This window comes from Microbacterium sp. Beta, assembly GCF_005502545.1.
In the GTDB taxonomy this organism is placed as follows: Bacteria; Actinomycetota; Actinomycetes; order Actinomycetales; family Microbacteriaceae; genus Microbacterium; species Microbacterium oxydans.
On sequence record NZ_SCOG01000003.1, the window covers coordinates 53,570 to 71,720 of the forward strand.

The 18,151-nt window shown below is 67.9% G+C and carries 7 protein-coding genes; 4 read left to right on the forward strand and 3 right to left on the reverse strand.

What is annotated here, in order from left to right:
- The first annotated feature begins 153 nt into the window (after positions 1 to 153).
- Both FFS56_RS04470 and FFS56_RS04475 read left to right on the forward strand, forming a co-directional pair.
- On the forward strand, positions 154 to 9,489 hold the full coding sequence (locus FFS56_RS04470; RefSeq protein WP_212742663.1) for a DUF11 domain-containing protein: 9,336 nt from the start codon (positions 154 to 156) through the stop codon (positions 9,487 to 9,489).
- A 426-nt stretch (positions 9,490 to 9,915) separates the two neighbouring features.
- Positions 9,916 to 10,994 (forward strand): IS3 family transposase gene (locus FFS56_RS04475; protein ID WP_137772100.1). Its coding sequence is split into 2 segments (ribosomal slippage): positions 9,916 to 10,182 and positions 10,185 to 10,994, totalling 1,077 coding nucleotides; the frame shifts between segments, so codons are not numbered across the junction.
- An 812-nt stretch (positions 10,995 to 11,806) separates the two neighbouring features.
- Here the strand turns inward: FFS56_RS04475 and FFS56_RS04480 are convergent.
- Positions 11,807 to 12,193 (reverse strand): S24 family peptidase, encoded by a 387-nt coding sequence (locus FFS56_RS04480; protein ID WP_137772105.1) that lies wholly within the window; start codon positions 12,191 to 12,193, stop codon positions 11,807 to 11,809.
- Positions 12,194 to 12,563: 370 nt separating this feature from the next.
- On the opposite strand from FFS56_RS04480, the gene FFS56_RS04485 reads away from it, so the two are divergent.
- Complete coding sequence (locus tag FFS56_RS04485; protein ID WP_137772101.1) at positions 12,564 to 14,297, forward strand: hypothetical protein; 1,734 nt, start codon at positions 12,564 to 12,566, stop codon at positions 14,295 to 14,297.
- 8 nt (positions 14,298 to 14,305) lie between these two features.
- Here FFS56_RS04485 and FFS56_RS04490 read toward each other — a convergent pair whose 3' ends face one another.
- Together FFS56_RS04490 and FFS56_RS04495 are read right to left on the reverse strand one after the other, a co-directional pair.
- Entirely contained in the window at positions 14,306 to 14,890 is a 585-nt protein-coding gene (locus FFS56_RS04490; protein WP_137772102.1) for a hypothetical protein, read from the reverse strand.
- A 50-nt stretch (positions 14,891 to 14,940) separates the two neighbouring features.
- On the reverse strand, positions 14,941 to 16,449 hold the full coding sequence (locus FFS56_RS04495) for a recombinase family protein (protein WP_137772103.1): 1,509 nt from the start codon (positions 16,447 to 16,449) through the stop codon (positions 14,941 to 14,943).
- 82 nt (positions 16,450 to 16,531) lie between these two features.
- Here FFS56_RS04495 and FFS56_RS04500 point away from each other — a divergent pair, with 82 nt between their 5' ends.
- Positions 16,532 to 18,139 carry a ComEC/Rec2 family competence protein gene (locus FFS56_RS04500; protein WP_137772104.1) on the forward strand — a complete coding sequence of 536 codons (1,608 nt, stop codon included), beginning with the start codon at positions 16,532 to 16,534 and terminating at the stop codon, positions 18,137 to 18,139.
- Positions 18,140 to 18,151: the final 12 nt, after the last annotated feature.

Here is an 18,151-nt window from a genome sequence, read left to right on the forward strand (position 1 = left end):
CACTGGAGTCCAACGTGCATTCGGCACGACCTCCGATGGTTCCGCCTTCGGTGTCTGCAGTGCGCCTGGGTTTCGATGGGAGCACGACACATGCTGATGGACTTTCCCGCTGAACGACGTGTGAGCCGGATCCGATCGTTCGTGGCTATGCTCGTGACGGCATCCGTCGTCATGGTCTCCGCGGTCTTCCTGAGCCCTGCTGCGGCGGCACCGCCTGTGTCGAGCACCGGCACGCCTTTCACCGGAGTCGAGGTGGAGGCGACGGGGTCCGACATCCTCGCGGCGGGCGTGGGCACAGTCTCGGTGACGGCACGCAACACGACCACTGGACCGCTCTACAACGGCACAGTGGTCGCGGTCCTCCCGCTCGGGGTCACGTACGTGCCCGGGTCGGCGCAGCCGGGGCCCCCGAATGGTCCGGGTGAGCCCCAGGTTCGGCTTCAGGCGCTCGATCCCGACAACCCGACCGAGCTCTCGCAGGTGCTCGTCTGGTCGAACTTCTCCGATCTTCCCCTCGGCGCAGAGCTTGATCTGGGCTTCTCCGTCGAGGCGGACAACGCGCTCTTCCCTGTGGGATCGACCGTCACGCTCGACGCGGGGGTCTACACGAACAGCGATCCACGGCTGGTGCCCGCGGTCACGATCCCCACCGACGGAACCCCTCCCGTCATCTCCCGTGCGACCGCGGGCGGTGACGACAGCGTCGATTTGGCGATCACGGCGCTGCGGCTCTCGAAGAGCAATCTCGAGGCCGAGCAGGAGGTCTACCGCGGCGAGGCGAACACGACACGGTACTCGCTGACCGTCACCACGGCCAAGCAGGCGGGCACCGACGGCGTCGTGGTCGTCGACCGTGTGCCCGGCCACTTCCAGGTGCTGGACTGCGAACTCGGTGACCCGGCGGTTTCCTGCGACATCGCCTACGTGACCGTCGACGGTGAGGACTTCACCGAGCTCACCTGGAACCTCGGTGACCTGCCCGCCGACACGTCGGTGACGCTCACCTACTCGGCGTTCGTCGGGTTGCAGGAGATCACGGCACCCGACGGCGACGCCGACGGAGCGGCCACCCGCCCGGGGCCCACCGGAACGCCTGTCGAGAATACCGCCGACGCATCGGGGACCTACGGCGGCTCGGTCGCCGAAGGCACCACCACCGCGATCGGTGTGTCGGCCAGCACCACGGTGACGATCCTCGACGTCGGTATCGTGAAGACCACCTCCGCTCCCGAGTTCTTCGCCGGCGAGACCACGACGTTCAGCCTGGCGATCCGCACGAGCGAGTACATCACCACCTCCGGGATCGTCGTCACCGACTCCCTCCCCGACGGACTCTGCCCGATCGTCCCCGCAGGGGTGGCCACGAGAGGATCGTGGCCCGTGGAGTGCCCTGCACCGGGCGGCGCGGGGGATGTGACCGGCGGGACGATGACCGAGGCCGTCGCGAACGCGGACGGCACGTTCACCCTCACCTTCGCGGTCGACGCCGACGCTCTCCCCGAAGACGGCGACGCGACCATCACCTACACGGCATTCATGCGGGAGCAGTACCAGGACGGCTCGCTCACCACCAGCGGTGATGTCCTCACGAACACGGTCGACATCTCGGGCACGACGACCCCCGCCGCGGGGAACACCGTCGACACCGGTGACGTCGCGTCGACGAACGACTCCGCGGCGAGCCTGGGCACGCCGGGCCTCTCGATGACGAAGACGATCTGGACGAACCCGGACCGGGAGGCCATCACCTCGGCCGCAGGGGCCGGCGACACCTGTTTCGCCGCTCCGGCCGACCAGTACGTCGGCGAAGACGGGCCCCGACTGCAGTTGGGCGATCTGGCGTGCTTCCGCATCTCGATAGACTTCCCCGCGGGCGTGTCGACGCGCGATGCGATCCTTGCCGACTTCCTTCCGCCGGGGACGGAGTTCGTCGAGTGGGCGGCGGGCCCGGGCAATAGCGCGAGCATCGAGCGACTCGACAACGACCTCCAGTGGCTGCTCGGCGACGAGAACCCGAACGGGTCGCGGTACGTCGAGAGAGGCCAGGACCTCGTCCTCGACCTCCTCGTGCGAGTCGTCGATGTGCCCGGCGCCGGCCAGGACGTGGATATCACCGGCAACCTCGCGAAGCTGCGCTACACCTCCGGGTCGGGCGAGATCATGGCGGCGCGCGACGATGTCGACCTCACTCTCGCGCCGGTCGCCCCCCTCGAACTCGCCAAGCGCGCGGCCGGCCAGACGACGCTGGTCGTGCAGGAGGAGCAGGTCGTGCCCTTCACGATCGACGTCACCCACGCGGGCACAGCGGCCGACGGCAATGACTATCCGCTCGACAGCGTGACGGTCTGGGATGTGCTCCCCGACGGATTCGGCTGCGCCGACGTCTCGGAAGAGTCACCCGCGCCCTCTGACTGCTCGGTGGCGACGACGGGCCCGGCCTCCGGGCAGACCCTGATCGTCTGGGAGCTCGAAGGGGCGGCGCTCGGCGCCGACGAACAACTGCTCCCCGGAGAGACGATCGAGGTCTCGTACTCGATCATGGTGCCCTCGCCGCTCTCAAGCAACACGGCGCACACGAACCAGGCGGCCGTCACCGTCTACACGGCTCCCACCACCGACGGCACACCGGAGTCGGCGGGTGCCGTCGACTTCTGGCCCGAGAACCCGTTCGACGCCTTCCCCGATGAGATCAAGAACGCCCCCGATGCCAGCGACATCGCGACCATCACCCTCCCGCCCGCGACCGTCGACAAGGACGTCGTCGCGACGGGCATCACCGCGGGCGGCAACTCCTCCCTCACGCAGGCGACGATCGGGGAGACCGTCGACTACGCGTACTCGGTGACCATCCCCGCCCACACCAGCGTCTTCCAGGGAACCCTGGACGACGGGCTGCCGCTCGGCGCTCGGCTCGTCCAGGCAGGAGACCCGACCCTGTCGACCGCGCCGGGAGGAATCACCGTCGCGACCGGATGCACGGCGGATGCCGACGAGTTCCGGCTCTGCGCAGACGGCACCCTCCTCTTCCCGACGGCGTGGACGAACGACACTGACACGGATGCGGTGTTCACCGTCACCCTGCCCACCCGGGTCGCAGACCGGGCAGCCAACATCAACGGCGGATCCATCCCGAACACGGCGACGTTCCGCAGCGCGCTCGAGGCCGACGGCACTCCCGTCAGCCAGGGCACCGCCGTAGCGAGCATCGGGGTGGTCGAGCCCAGCCCCACGCTCGCGAAGACCTCGTCGGCGTCGACCGTGTCCGGCGGGCAGGATGTCGAGTACACGCTCACCGCGACCAACGCCGCGGGACGGCCGCCTCTCTACGACGCTGTGGTAGTGGACTGCGTGCCCGGCGCCCTGCTCATCGGCGATCTGCCCGCAGGGCTCGCCGGTCCCGTGCCCGGTGACAGCACGAACGGATGCGCCCTGGGCACCCAGGTGCTGACCTGGACGCTCGCGGCGCCGCTCGAAGCGGGCTCCCCGCAGAGCGTCACCTATCCCGTCACGATCCCCGCATCCGCCCCCGCCGGACAGCGGTACACGAACGAGGCCGAGCTGACGGGCGCCTCCGTGCCCGGCGACGAGGCCGAGGCGCGCACCTACACGGCGGACGCATCGCGCGACGTCGACGTCGTGCGGCCCACACTGTCGAAGACCGCGTCGACGGCGACGATCGTTCCCGGGCAGGCGGTCACCTGGACGGTGACCGCGACGATCCCCGCGAACGTCGAGCTGTTCAACGCCGCGTTCGTCGATGCGCTCCCCGTCGCGCTCAGCGCGGTCGAATCATGGAGCGTCTCGTGCGGGGGAGGCGACGCGAGCTGGCAGGCCGACTGCGTGACCGCCACCGAGCTCACGCGGAGCCCGGCGACGTCGTTCGGCGTGCTGCTCGGGACCATCGCCCCGGCGCCGCAGGTGCGCACCCTCACGCTGACCCTCACGACCCGCCTTCCCGTGGCCACCACGGCCGTGCAGGGAGCGAACCAGAACAACGCCGCGCAGCTGCGGTGGAACTTCGACGAGGAGACGGCGCCGACGAGCACCGCGGCCACCTGGGATGCCAACGCCCAGGCCACCGCATCTACCCAGGTGCGGCATCCCGAGGTCACCGTCGCGAAGTCCGTGAGCGACACGACGCCCGCGCAGGGCGAGACGTTCGTCTACACGGTGCGGGCGACGACGACCGCGGGCGCGCGCAACGTGCCGGCGTTCAACGTCGTGATCCGCGACACCGTGCCCGTCGACGTCATCGTGCTCGGGGCCGACGGTCAACCGATCGCCGACGGCGCGTCCACTCCGAGCGGAGGCGTGTGGGATGCGGCGGCCCGGACCCTCACCTGGACCGTCGACACGCTCGCTCCGGGCTCGGCGAACGCCGTGACGCGCACGTACTCCGCGCGTCTCGACGTGTCGTCGACGCTCGCCGGATCGGCCCTCACGAACACCGTGCGCCCGGAGTCGTGGACCTCGCTCGCGACGGACGGCCGCACGTATGGCCCGGGCACTGCGGCCACGGCATCCGTCACACCGCAGTTCCCGCTCATCACCTCGACCAAGACGCAGGTGACCCCCGCGAACCCGGTCTACATCGGCGAGGAGGTCACCTTCCGGTTCGAGCTCACGAACACGGGCGGGGCGACGGCGGTGTCGCTCGACGCGGTCGACACACTGCCCAGCGGATGGAGCTACGTCGCGGATTCCGCACGGGTGACGGTGCGCACCGGAGCGGCTGCCGCCGTGGAGCCCACGATCACCGGCCAGGTGCTCCGCTGGAACGACATCGGCGGCTCGAGCGTCTCGCTCCAGCCGCTCGAGCGGATCGTCGTGACCTATCGCGCGGTCGCCGACGACTCGGTCGTCGCCGGGCTCTCGGTCGCCCACACGAACACCGTCGTCGCCGCCGACGTGACAGACGCCACGGGCGGCACGTCGTACAACGGCGGTGCAGGCTCCTACATCGGCGCGGCAGGCTCGGCGACGGCGCGCATCGCGCTCGCCGACCTGGCGATCACGAAGGTCGCGAACGACGACTTCGTCGCCGGTGAGACGGGCACCTACACCGTGACCGTCACCAACAACGGACCCGACCCCGCGATCGGCGTCGTCGTCACCGATACGGCCGTACCGCCGGTAGGCGTCACGATCCTGGGTGCGTCCGGTGCCGGATGGACCTGCGGCGCGCCCGTCGACGGCGGGTTCTCGTGTGCACGGACCACGCCCGCCGAGCCGCTGCCCTCGGGATCGAGCTGGACCCTGACCGTGCGCGCCGCGGTGGCCTCGACCGTGGAAGACGGCGTCGAGATCCCCAACTCCGCGTCGGTGAGCGCCATCACTGAGGACCGCACCCCGGGGAACAACACCGACGACGATACGGCGGTCGTGCGCGCGCGCGCCGACCTGGTCATCACCAAGACCGCAGACACCGCGTCGGCCACGGCGGGTGGCCCGCTCGGCTGGACCGTGACGGTGACGAATAACGGCCCGTCGGTCTCGCGCGGATCCGCTCTCGCGCCGATCACGATCACCGACACGCTGCCGGCTGATGTCGAGGGGATCACTGTCGTCTCGACGACGGGCGGCGCGGACTGCGCGATCGCCGCCGGCACGCTCGACTGCGACATCCCCGTCGATCTCGCCGTCGGGGCGACGGTGACCGTCGTGCTCGCCGGCACGCTCGCCGCCGATGTCGCGCCGGGTTCGACCATCGCGAACACGGCGACGGTGACCCCGGTCACCACCGATCCCGAGACCGAGAACAATTCGTCGACGAGCGAGACCCCGACGGTCGTTGAGGAATCCCTCACGGTCGACAAGACGATCGTGGCACCCGTTCCGCCGGAGGCACTCCCCGGTGGAACACTGACCTACCGGATCACCGTCGCCAACGGTGGGCCCTCGGATGCGCGTGGCGTGTTCGTGGTCGACGACCTGCCCGAGGGAGTGACGTTCGACTCGATCGTCGCCGGCGGTGACGTGTGGACGGCCGTCGCTCAGGGCGAGGACGTGCGCTTCGACCTGACCGGGCTGCTCGCCGCCGGTGCGGACTCGAGCTTCGACATCCTCGTCGACATCGACTCGGGTGTGGTGGGCGATGTGACCAACACCGCCGTGGTCGGGTCGACCTGGCGCGCCGACCAGGACTCCTCGCAGGTGACGACGGGATCCAACGCGATCGCCGACCTCGCCATCACGAAGTCCGTCGACGTCGCCGAGATCGTCGCCGGTGCGGCGACAGGGGCCACGTACACCCTCGAGGTCGTCAACCTCGGACCCTCGGATGCCGCCGGCCCCGTCACCGTGAGCGACCTGCTGCCCGCCGGCATGACGCTCGTCGGCTCGGCGCCCGCCGGATGCGTCGTCGCAGACGAGAGCGGCCGACAGCGCGTGACGTGCGAGAAGCCCGACGGCCTGGACGTCGGAGAGACGGCGTGGACGATCACGCTCCCGGTCGTCGTCGACGCCGCGGTGACCGCGACGAGCCTCGTGAACACGGCGACGGTCTCCTCGGTGACCCCCGACCCTGTGCCCGGGAACAACTCCGACTCCGCATCCGTCGCCGTGGTGCAGCGCGCGACGCTCACGCTCGTCAAGGACGCCCCCGCATCCGCTGTCGCAGGCGAGGACATCTCGTGGACGGTGACCGTCACGAACACCGGACCCTCCGACGCGCAGGCGGTCAGCATCTCCGACACCCTCGACTCGCGTCTGACGTTGGTGAGCGCGTCGTCGATCACCGAGGGAGTCACATGCACCGGAACCACCGCGGTGCTCTGCGCAGTCGGCACGATGGAGCCCGGTGCCTCGGTCGTCGTCACTCTGGTCACGACTGTGGCATCGACCGTCCCCGCGGGAACGGTCCTGCCGAACGCCGCGGTGGCGAACTCGAGCACGATCGACCCGGTGACCGATGCGCCGGCCACCGCGACCGACGATGCCGAGGTGACCGTCGACGCCGTCAGCGTGCTGCAGATCGACAAGTCGGCGACCACGCTCACGGTCGAAGCCGGAGAGGTGGCCACGTACCTCATCGAGGTCACGAACGACGGGCCTTCGGATGCCGCCGCGCCCGTGACGATCGTCGACACGTTGCCGGTGGGGCAGACGTTCCTCGCGGCGACGAACGCCTCCGGGCCTCCCGCGTGGGTGTGCGCGGCGGAGGATCAGACTGTGACGTGCGTTCTCGAGAACGCCGGCACCGCGACAACCCTCGCGGCGGGCGCAGCCGCACCGCTCCTGCAGATCGCGACGACGGTGTCGGCCGGCGCCGCGGCCGGGATCCAGACGAACACGGCACAGGTGTCGTCGCCCTCGTCCGAGATCTCGCCGACCGATGACGCCGAGATCGTCGTCATCACGCGCGCCGACCTCCAGATGATCAAGAGTCACGCGCCGGATGCGGATGCGGATGCCGTGGCGGGTGAGTCGTTCACCTGGCTCCTGAGCGTCGTGAACCACGGCCCGTCGGATTCGCTCGCGACCGTCGATGACCCGATCGTCGTGCGCGACGTGCTCCCGGTTGGGGTGACGCTCGCCGCGAGCCCGGCATCCGGCGGGCTCGACACCACGTGCTCGGTGACGGGCACCGAGGACGGCGCGCAGGTCGTGGAGTGCGTGCGCACGAGCACTCTCGCCGCGGGTGACACCCTCGACCTCACGCTCGAGGTCGACCTCGACCAGGCGGTGGAGGGCGATCTGGTCAACACCGCCCAGGTCACGCCCGGTGTCACGCCGCAGCCCGCCGACCCGGTGTGGCCCGACTCGGATTCCGACACGATCTCCGTCGTCGAGGTCGCGGACCTGGCGATCACTAAGACGGTGGACACCGACCCGGTCGTCGCGGGCGGTGAGGTCTCGTGGACCGTCGAGGTCGAGAACCTCGGCCCGTCGGACTCGGACGCCTCGGAGGAGGCTCCCATCACCGTCGTCGACACGCTGCCCGTCGGCATCGTGAACGGCTCGGGTTCCGGCGACGGATGGACGTGCGTGGCGCTCGCTCCCGTCGGCGGCGCCGAGCGCCTGAGCTGTGTGCGCGACGAGACGCTGCCGGTGGGTCCGGCTCCCGCCCTGACGATCACGGGCACGGTGTCGCCGTCGGTGGAGGGCGAGATCACGAACGTGGTGCGGGTCACCCCCGGACTCACGCAGCAGCCGACCGATGGACCGGGGCCCGATGAGGCGTCCTCGGTCGTGCCGATCACCACGAGCGCCGACCTCGCGATCACCAAGACGATCGCCGAGGAGATCGTCGCGGGCTCCTCGGGCGTCTACCGCTTCCAGATCGTCAACCTCGGGCCTTCCGATGCCCAGCAGGTCGCCGTGAGCGATCCGCTGCCGACCGGTCTGACCTTCGCGGCGATCGCGGGTGGCACCGACGGCTACGACTGGTCGTGCACCGCCGACGGTGCGGACCCCGATGTCGTCTCCTGCAACCTCGACGGCCCGCTCCCCGCTGGGGCGACGATCACGCTCGACATCCGTGTCGACGCCGAGCAGCAGCTCCAGGGCGACCTCGAGAACACCGTGACCGTCAGCTCGACGACGTCGGATCCCGACCCCCTCAATAACAGCTCGACGGTCGAGGGGACCCTCGTCGAAACGGCCGATCTCGCGATCGTGAAGGCGGCCGTCGGCTCGCCCGTCGTCGGCTCTCCGTTCGCGTATACGCTGACCGTCACCAACGACGGGCCCTCCCTCGCCCGTGGTGTCGTCGTGACCGACGAGATCCCGGCGCAGCTGCAGGTCGACGAGGTCACCGCCGACGGGTGGACATGCGCGGTGCTGCCGGCTGCCGGTTCCCCCACCGCTGTCACCTGCACGATCGACGAGATCGCCGCAGGAGCGACGGCTGCCGTGATCACGGCCACGGTCACGGTGCTCCCGGACGCCTATCCGGCGATCTCCAACACCGCGACGGTTACGTCGGCGACGCCCGAGGACCCCTCGACGCTGGCCGACAACACCTCCACGGTCACGACGCCGGTCCCCGCGCGCAGTGAGCTGGCGATCACGAAGGAGATCACCGGCGTGCTGGAGGCGGGCTTCGGTGGCGAGTACACCATCACCGTGACCAACCTCGGTCCGACGCCGGATCCGGGCCCCGTGCTCGTGACCGATGTGCTGGCGTCCGCGCTGACCTTCGAGCGCGCGGAGCTGGATGGGACCGCAATCGAGTGCGAGGTGACCGGGCAGGTCGTCGTCTGCGATGTGGGCCCGCTCGAGGTCGATCAGAGGGCAACGCTCGTGCTGAACGTGCGGGTCGGAGCATCGGCGACCGGGGAGATCGAGAACGTCGCAAGTGTGAGCTCGCAAGGATCGATCACCGAGCCCACGGCTTCGGCGACGGGTGAGGTCGATCGATCGCTACTCGCAATAACCGGCGGGGCGCCGCTCGTACTGTTGCCCTTGGCGTTCGGGGCGATCGTGCTCGGTGCGCTGTTGCTGATCTCTAGACGACGGCGGTTCGAAACCCCGCCCGGGCGAGGGTGAAGAGGAGGTTCCCGGTTGAACCGTCAGTATTGAACTTGTGGTGAGCGGTACGTCGCCCGGATCGGCTTCCCACCAGTTCGACCAGCCGTCAGCACTCGATTCCGTGCATTCGAAAGATCGCCTCGACGCTGTCACCGGCGTCGAGGGAAGAGCGTATGATGCCTCGAGTCGCCGTGTCGTGGATCGAGAGAAGCAATCTCTTGCCCTCCATCTGGGCGGTGGGCCTAGATCGCACGATAGACGGCTGCGTGGTCGTCGGCGTAGACGAGACACTGGTGTCGGACCGGCGCCATCAGCTTCGTCGCGGGGGTCGACATGGTGATCCGCCCGGGTAGTCCCGAGTTCGTTGGCACGAAGGGGTCTGCCGCACCGGTAGGTGACATCTGAGTTGGGTTGCCCGGGAGGGTGCCCTGGAAGGATGTCATTGTGCCCAAGCCTTATCCGAGTGAGTTCCGTGACGATGTTGTGCGCGTCGCCAGGAGTCGCGAGCCCGGAGTTACGATCGAGCAGATCGCGACCGACTTCGGTGTCCACCCGATGACCCTCACGAAGTGGATGCGGCGCGCCGCGGTCGAGGAAGGCGCGAAGCCGGGCGTGATGCGATCCGAAGGCGCCGAGCTGCGGGAGGCGCGAAAGCGGATCCGGCTGCTGGAGCAAGAGGTCGAGGTGTTGCGGCGGGCTGCGGCGTATTTGTCGCAGGCGAACTTGCCGGGAAAAGGCTCTACCCGCTCGTGACCGAGCTCGCCGTCGACGGTGTTCCCGTCGCGGTGACGTGCCGGGTGCTCAAGCTCGCTCGCCAGCCCTACTACCGGTGGCTGGCGACCCCCATCACCGACGAGGCCCGCGATGCGGGCGAGGTCATGGCGGAGCGGACAGCGTGGCGGATCTGTCGAGACAACGGCTGGTGGTCCGCGTTCGGGAAGCGTCGCCGAGGGAAGGGACGACGTCCCGGCCCGCCCGTCCACGACGATCTCGTGCGCCGGGAGTTCACCGCGGACGCCCCGAACCGGCTCTGGCTCAGCGACATCACGGAACACAAGACCGGTGAAGGCAAGCTCTACCTCTGCGCGATCAAAGACGTGTTCTCGAACCGGATCGTGGGGTACTCGATCAGCGACCGGATGAAAGCCCGTCTCGCCGTCGACGCGGTCACCAACGCCGTCGCCAGGCGCGGGAATGTCGCCGGCTGCGTGGTCCACACCGACAGAGGATCCCAATTTCGCGCGAGGAAGATGGTCCGCACCCTCCACCTCCACGGGATGGTCGGATCGATGGGCCGCGTCGGCGCGGCCGGGGATAACGCGGCGATGGAATCGTTCTTCAGCCTGCTGCAGAAGAACGTCCTCAACCGGCGATCCTGGGACACGCGCGAGCAGCTCCGCATCGCCATCGTCACCTGGATCGAACGCACCTATCACCGACGCCGCCGGCAGAAGCGGCTACACGGTTTGACGCCCATCGAGTACGAAGCAATCATGAACACCAGCGTCGCCCTCGCGGCGTGACTACAACCCGTCACCTATCCGTGCGGCAGACCCCTGAACGCGCGCCGCGTCGTCGACCCGATCGGCGGGACGCACGTCCAGCAGGCCGTACGAGCCATCTGTGAAGAGCGCCATCAGATCAGGAAAGTGCGAGTACCCCGATAACCGCGATCCGTGCCCGAAGGTAATCGCTACCGGCTGCGCCCACAGCTTCTCCACCTGTCCGCTGAACTCCAACCAGAGGACCTCCCAGCGCTCTTCCTGAGACTCGCACCACACGTGTGTCCCTGTCGGTTGCCAGAAGTACAGGCTGGGAGTGAATCGGAAGCGGACGCCCTTCGACTTACGCAAGGGCTGAGGATCGATCGCCGTCCAGGCTCGATCGCCGAGATCCCGTCCGACGACAGCCCATTCGTGCTGGCCGGACTTCTGATGCGCGCTGTCGTCCGGGCGCGAAATCCAATGCAGCTCAGTCGACGATGTTTGGCGTCGGGGGACGATCTGCTGAGGTCCAGCTACTGGGAGCACCCGCACCACCTCTCGCAAGCGAAGTCGGTGTCTGACGTTGCGAGGACGATGGGCTGATCGGAGCCCCACCGCTCCTCTATCCAGTTCCGATGTTCTTCCTCGGCGAAGAACAACCCGTCGTCGTCATCGGCGTGTCGTGACACTCGATGTCATTCGACCGCCCGTCTGTGTCACGCATGGCCGGTTTGTGTCACGCAAACCCGTTCCCGACAACGACGAGAGGCACCCCCTCAAGATCAGGGCGGAACACCCGCTCCCAGCTTGCGTATGCCGAGTTCACATCTACGTGGGCCAGCATGGCGCCGTCACAGGAGGTGCCGGAATCCGACCGTCGCCGTGCCCCAGATCGTGAAATCGGATAGTTCCGGGATGAGGATGTCGGGGAAGGCGGGATTCTCGGAATGCAGGTGAACGCCATGCGGGGTCACGATGAGGCGCTTCAACGTCAGCTCGCCATCGATCACCGCGACCACGATGTCCCCGTCTCTGGGTTTCCTCGCCCGGGAGACCAGCACCTCGTCTCCGTCAAAGATGCCGACGCCGATCATCGAGTCCCCGGACACGCGCGCGATGAACGTGGCGTCCGGGTCGTCGATCAGCTGTGCGTTCAGATCGATGGGCCCCTCGTAGTAGTCCTGGGCAGGGCAGGGGAATCCCGCGGGGATCGCGATTGGCGTCGACCTCAGCAGCATCGGCTTGGAAGCATCGACGTGTCGGACCAGGTCGATCGTGGCCATCTCGACCCCTCTCGCCGGAACATTTGGACGATAGTTAAGTATGCGCCTGAAGTAAGACATTAGAAAATAAACCTGATCCGGCGCGTGCCGTTACTTCGATCCACAGCCGTCATCCCAGATGCGGCCGTGGATCGAGAAAGGCCCGAGGCACACCTCGGCTCCGCCTTGTATCTCGCTGAGAGGTCCATCGACTGGCCCATCGGCCCGTAACCTACAGCCTGTGATTCCCGATGAAACGGGCCATCTGGTCGACGCCGAGCGTGTCACGAAGCACCGTGAGCCTTTCTGTCGGGTAGTGTCCGCCCCTCCGGGCACAATGTGAGACATGCGACACGTAGACACCAACGATGAGGCGACAGCGATCGCGGCTGAGATCCTCGGGCCGCGCACGAAGCCGCTGGTGATGATCAGCACGGACGCCCAAGGGAAGTTCCTTTTCGATCCGTCGCATGTCGAACGCGAAGCGGGCAGCGACGCCGACGTCGTGACGATCGCCCATGGGCCTGTGACATTCGCGCTCGAGGACGCGCTCCCCGAGAAGGCCAGTGTGCATTCCGGCGCCGCCCGTTCCTACCCAGTGGACTTCGGCACGGACCCCGACTGGCAGCGATCCATCCTCCGATTCCCCGACCGGCACACAAGCGACGACCTCATCGAAGATGCCCTCGCCCAGGTGACTTTCGTTCCCAGCCCTCAGCCGGTCAGCCGGCGGGAATGGGTACATGCGATCGTTGAGCGCGTCTCCGGCGGCACGGGGAACATCGCCAAGTTGGAGAACGGTGAGCTCGTGAGCGTGGTCGCCGATCATCTCCCTCCGAGCGTGTCTCTGTCGGATGCGCTCGCTGTCGGTGAGCCCGTCGAAGGGTGGCTTCTCGACCGGGATCTCGCACCGGAAGCGAGCGAGGTCGACTACTCCCGCTTCGCCGATGGTGCGGTCACGCTTGCGCGCGTCGTGAAGGTCACCCCCGCCCGAACGAAGCTCGTGCTGCACCCCTCTGACACCTCGGGGATGGATCTGCGCCGACGCGACGTCATCCCCGGGATCGACGACGGCGAGAACGCCGACGTACAGGTCTCGGACATTGTGCGAGTCGGCCAGACCGTCCGTGCTCGTGTGACGCGCTCCGGCGGGTCGCTGGGCCTCTCCCTCGTCGGAGTGGACCCGGAGGCTGCGCTAGTGCCGCCTCTGTCGCTCCTGAGCGGTGGCTCACCCTGGTTGCGAGAGGGGGTCGATGGGGTCACCGACCCGGCTCTCACGGGGGTGCCGGCGACGCCGGCTGAAAGCATGCCTGCCCCGCCTGCGGGATACACCATCGACGTGCCCACGTCGCCCGTATCGGCGCCGGCGGCGAGTTCCCCCTCGACGTTGCACGATCATCCCTCGTCGACCGCCGCGCTCAACGACATCCGCGACGAGTTGAGCGGGCTCCGTGGCGCGTTCTCGCGCCTGAGCCGCGAACTTCGAGCCGGTACCGATCTTGAGACAATCGACCGGCTCCGCGACGAGGTCGCCGGGCTCACATCTGCGCTTCATCAGGAACGCGACCTGCGACGCGAACGGGACACGATCATCTCCGGCCTCCGGGTAGAGCTACGCGAGGCCCGTGCGCAGCGCGCGACACCGACAGAATGCCGGCGAACCGATCGCGCCTCATGGCCCAGCGGCGACGCCTGGCTCCGCTTCGAGGTGCTCAGTGCCTGGGCCGGGCGCACGACCGCGCCCGACAAGACGAGCCACCCGCTGCGCGAGTACACGATCGGAACCGACTTCGTGCCGAGTCTGAATGCGCTCGACGCCGGCCAGCTGGAGAAGGCGCTCCGCGCCATCGTTGACGTCGTCACCGGACGTGCCTCCGACATCACCGGCCGTCAACTTCATCGTTTGCGTGCGGGAGAAGCCGGCAACTCGCCCTACGTGAGTCGCGCGGACGGCGCGACATGTTGGAGAGCATCCATCGAAATCAACGTCGCGTCGGCGCGGCGCCTGCACTACTGGCAGCACCCCAACGGATCGATCGAGCTGTCACGGGTCGTGCTGCACGACGACTTCCAGCCCTGAGCCGTGAGCTACTCGATCTCGTCGATCGTGTTCTCCTGCTCGCTCTGCTTCTCGCGACCCCTCGCCGAGTGCGTGAGGCGGCGCCTCGCCGCCTCGAACCGCGGCGCCGCCACCCCGTTCACCAGGCGTTTGAATGCTGGGCGGCACGTGTTCACGACGATCACCCCCGCGACGTAGCCGAGAACACCGACACCGATGAGAACCTTGGCCCACTCAGTCGCGGGATCCTGTTTCGCCTGCTTTTCTTGGAAGGCGTGAAGCCTCACGTCTGCCTCCTCGCTCTGCGCGCGCTGGAGCGCCAACTGCGCGCGACGAGTGGCCTCTGCTTTCTTCGCCTCTGCGATGAGGTCTGGCGTCACCTCGTCGAGGATGCGCGGGTCGTAGAAAAGGTTGGACCACGTCTTCTCCGCCCGTCCGCCATGGCCGTTGTCGCGGGTCACCTCAGTCGCGTAGTCGGCGCCCTTCTCCGTAAAGAGCCAGGCCCCCGGCTCGCCCTTAAGGATCCCCATGCGCTGAAGAAGGAAGTTGGCTTGGCGCGGATTCAGCCCGAACTCCGAACCGATCTCTTTCGCCAGCAGTCCGTGCTTCCCCATGACTCCACCCTCCGCCCGCGTCCAGTGCGTCCGTCAATCCTAGGCTCCCCTCAGAGAGTGTGCTTCCAAGTGATCTTTGTCCGTTCAACTGCCTGCCCGATGCCTTTGGCACCGCGTCGCGTAGCTGGGAAAATCTGCACCTCCAGTAGGGAGCGGATGATCTCACGCTTGCTTGTGATCGAGAGCCCCTCCCAGGCCTCGCGAACATCCGGAGCTTGAGCAAGGGTCGTCACCTGAGGGCTGACAGCGGACAGTCGATTGAGCTTCTTCGTTGCTTCGTCAATTAAGGGCTTGATGCGGCGCTCCTGATCGAAGAGGAGCTCCAGATTGCGCTCCTGCGACGCGCGTTCACGGACGCTGTCCAGCCAAGCACGATGCTCGGCAATGGTGCGCATGAGGTCACGTCGCTGGTCGGACTGGTCATCCTCTACGTGATGGAGCGACTCGAGAAAGTCCGGTCGACTCATGCGCTCGAGTACGTGCTCCGTGACGATCGCGTCGAGGAACTTCATGTTCATCGAGCAGTGGGGGCCGTACTCGCAGATGTAGTTCCGGTAGTGCGTGAGGCCGGCAGCCGTCTTCGAGGAATTCCGTGAGACTCGGACTATCCCGACGCACCTGTCGTACCCACATCGAGCGACCCCCGTCAGCAAATATCGGATCTTCCACACATCGGCCCGCTTGCGTTCCGGCGCATGGAGAAGCGATTGGATCTGGTGCCACGCCTCCGGCTCGATGATGGGATCCCACATCGCCTCCCCGATCACCTCGCCGCGATACTGACGAAGCCCGGCATAGGCCGGCATCTCCAGCATCTGCTTGATCGTCTCCCCACGCCAGGTGCAGCCGCCACGGTGGTGCTTGCGCTGCGGGCGCCGGGCGCGGATTCCGCGATCGTTCCAGTCCTGGGAGATCGAGTACAGGGTCTCTCCGTCGAGATACCGTTGAGCGGCTTCCCGGACAAGCGCGGCCTCGCCTGGGTCGACCTCGACGCGCAGCAGTGCCTTGGTCTGGGAATCGTAGACGCGTCGGTACCCGAAGATGGCTTTGCCATGGGGGCGCCCTGCACGGGCGTTCGCTGAGTGGGCACGTTTCACTCGCTCGCTGGTCCGGTCCGCTTCATCCTCGGCGAGCAGCGCGTCCAGGCCGGTACGGAAACGATCGCTCCTCTGGGTGAGGTCGTAGAGTGTCCCGCCGTACCCCCACTTCACCTTGTTCTTCGCACAGGCCTGTCGGAGCTCCGTGTAGCCCGCCAGATCGCGGGTCGCTCGGCTGTTCTCCCACGTGAGAAGCGCATCGATCTCACCAGACTCGATCCAGGAGATCGCTTCGTTCCATTCAGCTCGCTGCCGCCGCGTGGAGTACCGGCTGGCGGATCCGGTCTCACGGATGACCTTCTTCAGTTCCCAACCCTCGCGCTTCACCCACTCCTTGCCGGCGTCGACCTGTTCGTTGACGGAACGCCCGACACCTGAGCTGTCATGTGACACACGAGCAAGGATCAGCACACGGAGTGCGCCGTTGTTGGTCATCGAGTGATGCGTCGCGGAGTCGAACATCGTAGGGTCCTTTCAGGGGCACCGGAAACGTCCTGGTAGGCACATACACGGTGCATGAGATTTCTCACCCCTTGACTGCAAATTGGACGGTGCGAACTGCGCGATCGTCGTCGGCGCGATCTTCTGGCTCACGGCCCTCTGCGGGGGCGGCCGTTGGCTGCGCGTCCTGCTGTCGCTCGCGGGCCTGGCGGGTTTCGTCGTGCTGGTGACTCCGGAGCCGAGCGTCGTCCGGGCTGGGGTGATGGCAGCGGCGGGGATGCTGACCATCCTGTGCGGGAGGCCGAGCGCCGGGGCGGGAGTGCTCTCTCTGTGCGCAACGGGGATACTCGTCGCGGATCCGTGGCTGGCGGCGACGCCAGGATTCGCGCTGTCGGTCGTCGCCTCGGGGGCGTTGATCCTGCTCGCCCCGTCTCTCGCCCACGGGTTGAGACGAGCCGTGCCAGGACCCGTCGCGTTGGCTCTGGCGGTCCCGCTCGCCGCGCAGCTCGCGTGCGGCCCCATCATCGCGCTGTTCGCTGAGCAGCAGTCCCTGGTCGGAGTCGCTGCGAATCTGATAGCCGCGCCCGCGGCGCCGGTCGCGACGGTGATCGGACTCGTCGCGTGCCTGGCCGCACCGCTGCCCATGCTCGCCGATCTCCTTGCGGCCTCGGCGTGGCTCCCCGCTGCCTGGATCGCGACGACCGCCACCACCACGGCGGAGCTTCCGAGCGCGCAGGTCGCCGCGCCGGCGGGCCTCGGCAGTGCGCTCCTGGTGGCTCTGCTGAGCGCGGCCATCGCCGCAGTCCTCATACGCGCTCCGAGCTCGACGGAGGCGACTCCAGCCGGGCGGATCTCTCGCTGGTTGAGGCGGGTTGCGGCGCTGGTGCTCGTGGTGGTGCTCTCGCTCGCCGGATCACGTGTACTCCTCGATGGACCGCTGGCGACCGCGGCGGCCCCGGATGGCTGGGCGATCGCGGTGTGCGACGTCGGGCAGGGCGACGCGGTGCTCGTGCGCTCGGCAGGCCGGGTGGCGCTGATCGACACGGGGCCCGATCCGGATCTGCTGTCCACCTGTCTGCGGTCGCTCGGCATCGAGCACATCGATCTTCTGGTGCTCACGCACTTCGACCTCGATCACGTCGGCGGGACCGCAGCTGTGCAGGCGCGGGTGTCGACGGTCCTTCACGGTCCGATGACTGATCGGCCCGATCGACGCCTCATCGACGACCTCGCCGATGAGGGAGCCGAGGTCGAGCAGGCATCGGCGGGACGGCGCGGCATGCTCGGCGATGCCGCCTGGCGCGTGCTCTGGCCGCCACGCCGGTCACCGGCGTTCCCCTCCGGCAACGACGCGAGCGTCGTGCTGGAATTCGCCGGGGGAGGTGTGCCGCGCTCCCTCTACCTCGGCGATCTCTCCGCCGCACCACAGCGCATGCTGCAGAGGACAGGAGGACTCGCTCCGTACGCGGTCGTGAAGGTGGCTCACCACGGCAGCGCGGATCAGGATCCAGAGCTGTATGGGCGGATCCGGCCGCGCGTGGCGTTGTTCAGCGTCGGAGCGGGCAACGACTACGGGCACCCCCGCGCCGAGACGATCGATGCTCTGACCGACGCCGGTGCACGCGTGCTCCGTACCGACGTGCACGGGCGCATCCTGCTCGCACTCGATGACGGGGAGTTGCAGATCTGGACCGAGAAGACGCCACCGTGACGGCGGAGCCAT

Bases quoted from the DNA above. Each gene is read 5' to 3' on its own strand.
- FFS56_RS04480 (WP_137772105.1), bottom strand. From the start codon at position 12,193: ATGCTGCTGAGGTCGACGCCAATCGCGATCCCCGCGGGATTCCCCTGC.
- FFS56_RS04485 (WP_137772101.1), top strand. From the start codon at position 12,564: ATGCGACACGTAGACACCAACGATGAGGCGACAGCGATCGCGGCTGAG.
- FFS56_RS04490 (WP_137772102.1), bottom strand. From the start codon at position 14,890: ATGGGGAAGCACGGACTGCTGGCGAAAGAGATCGGTTCGGAGTTCGGG.
- FFS56_RS04495 (WP_137772103.1), bottom strand. From the start codon at position 16,449: ATGTTCGACTCCGCGACGCATCACTCGATGACCAACAACGGCGCACTC.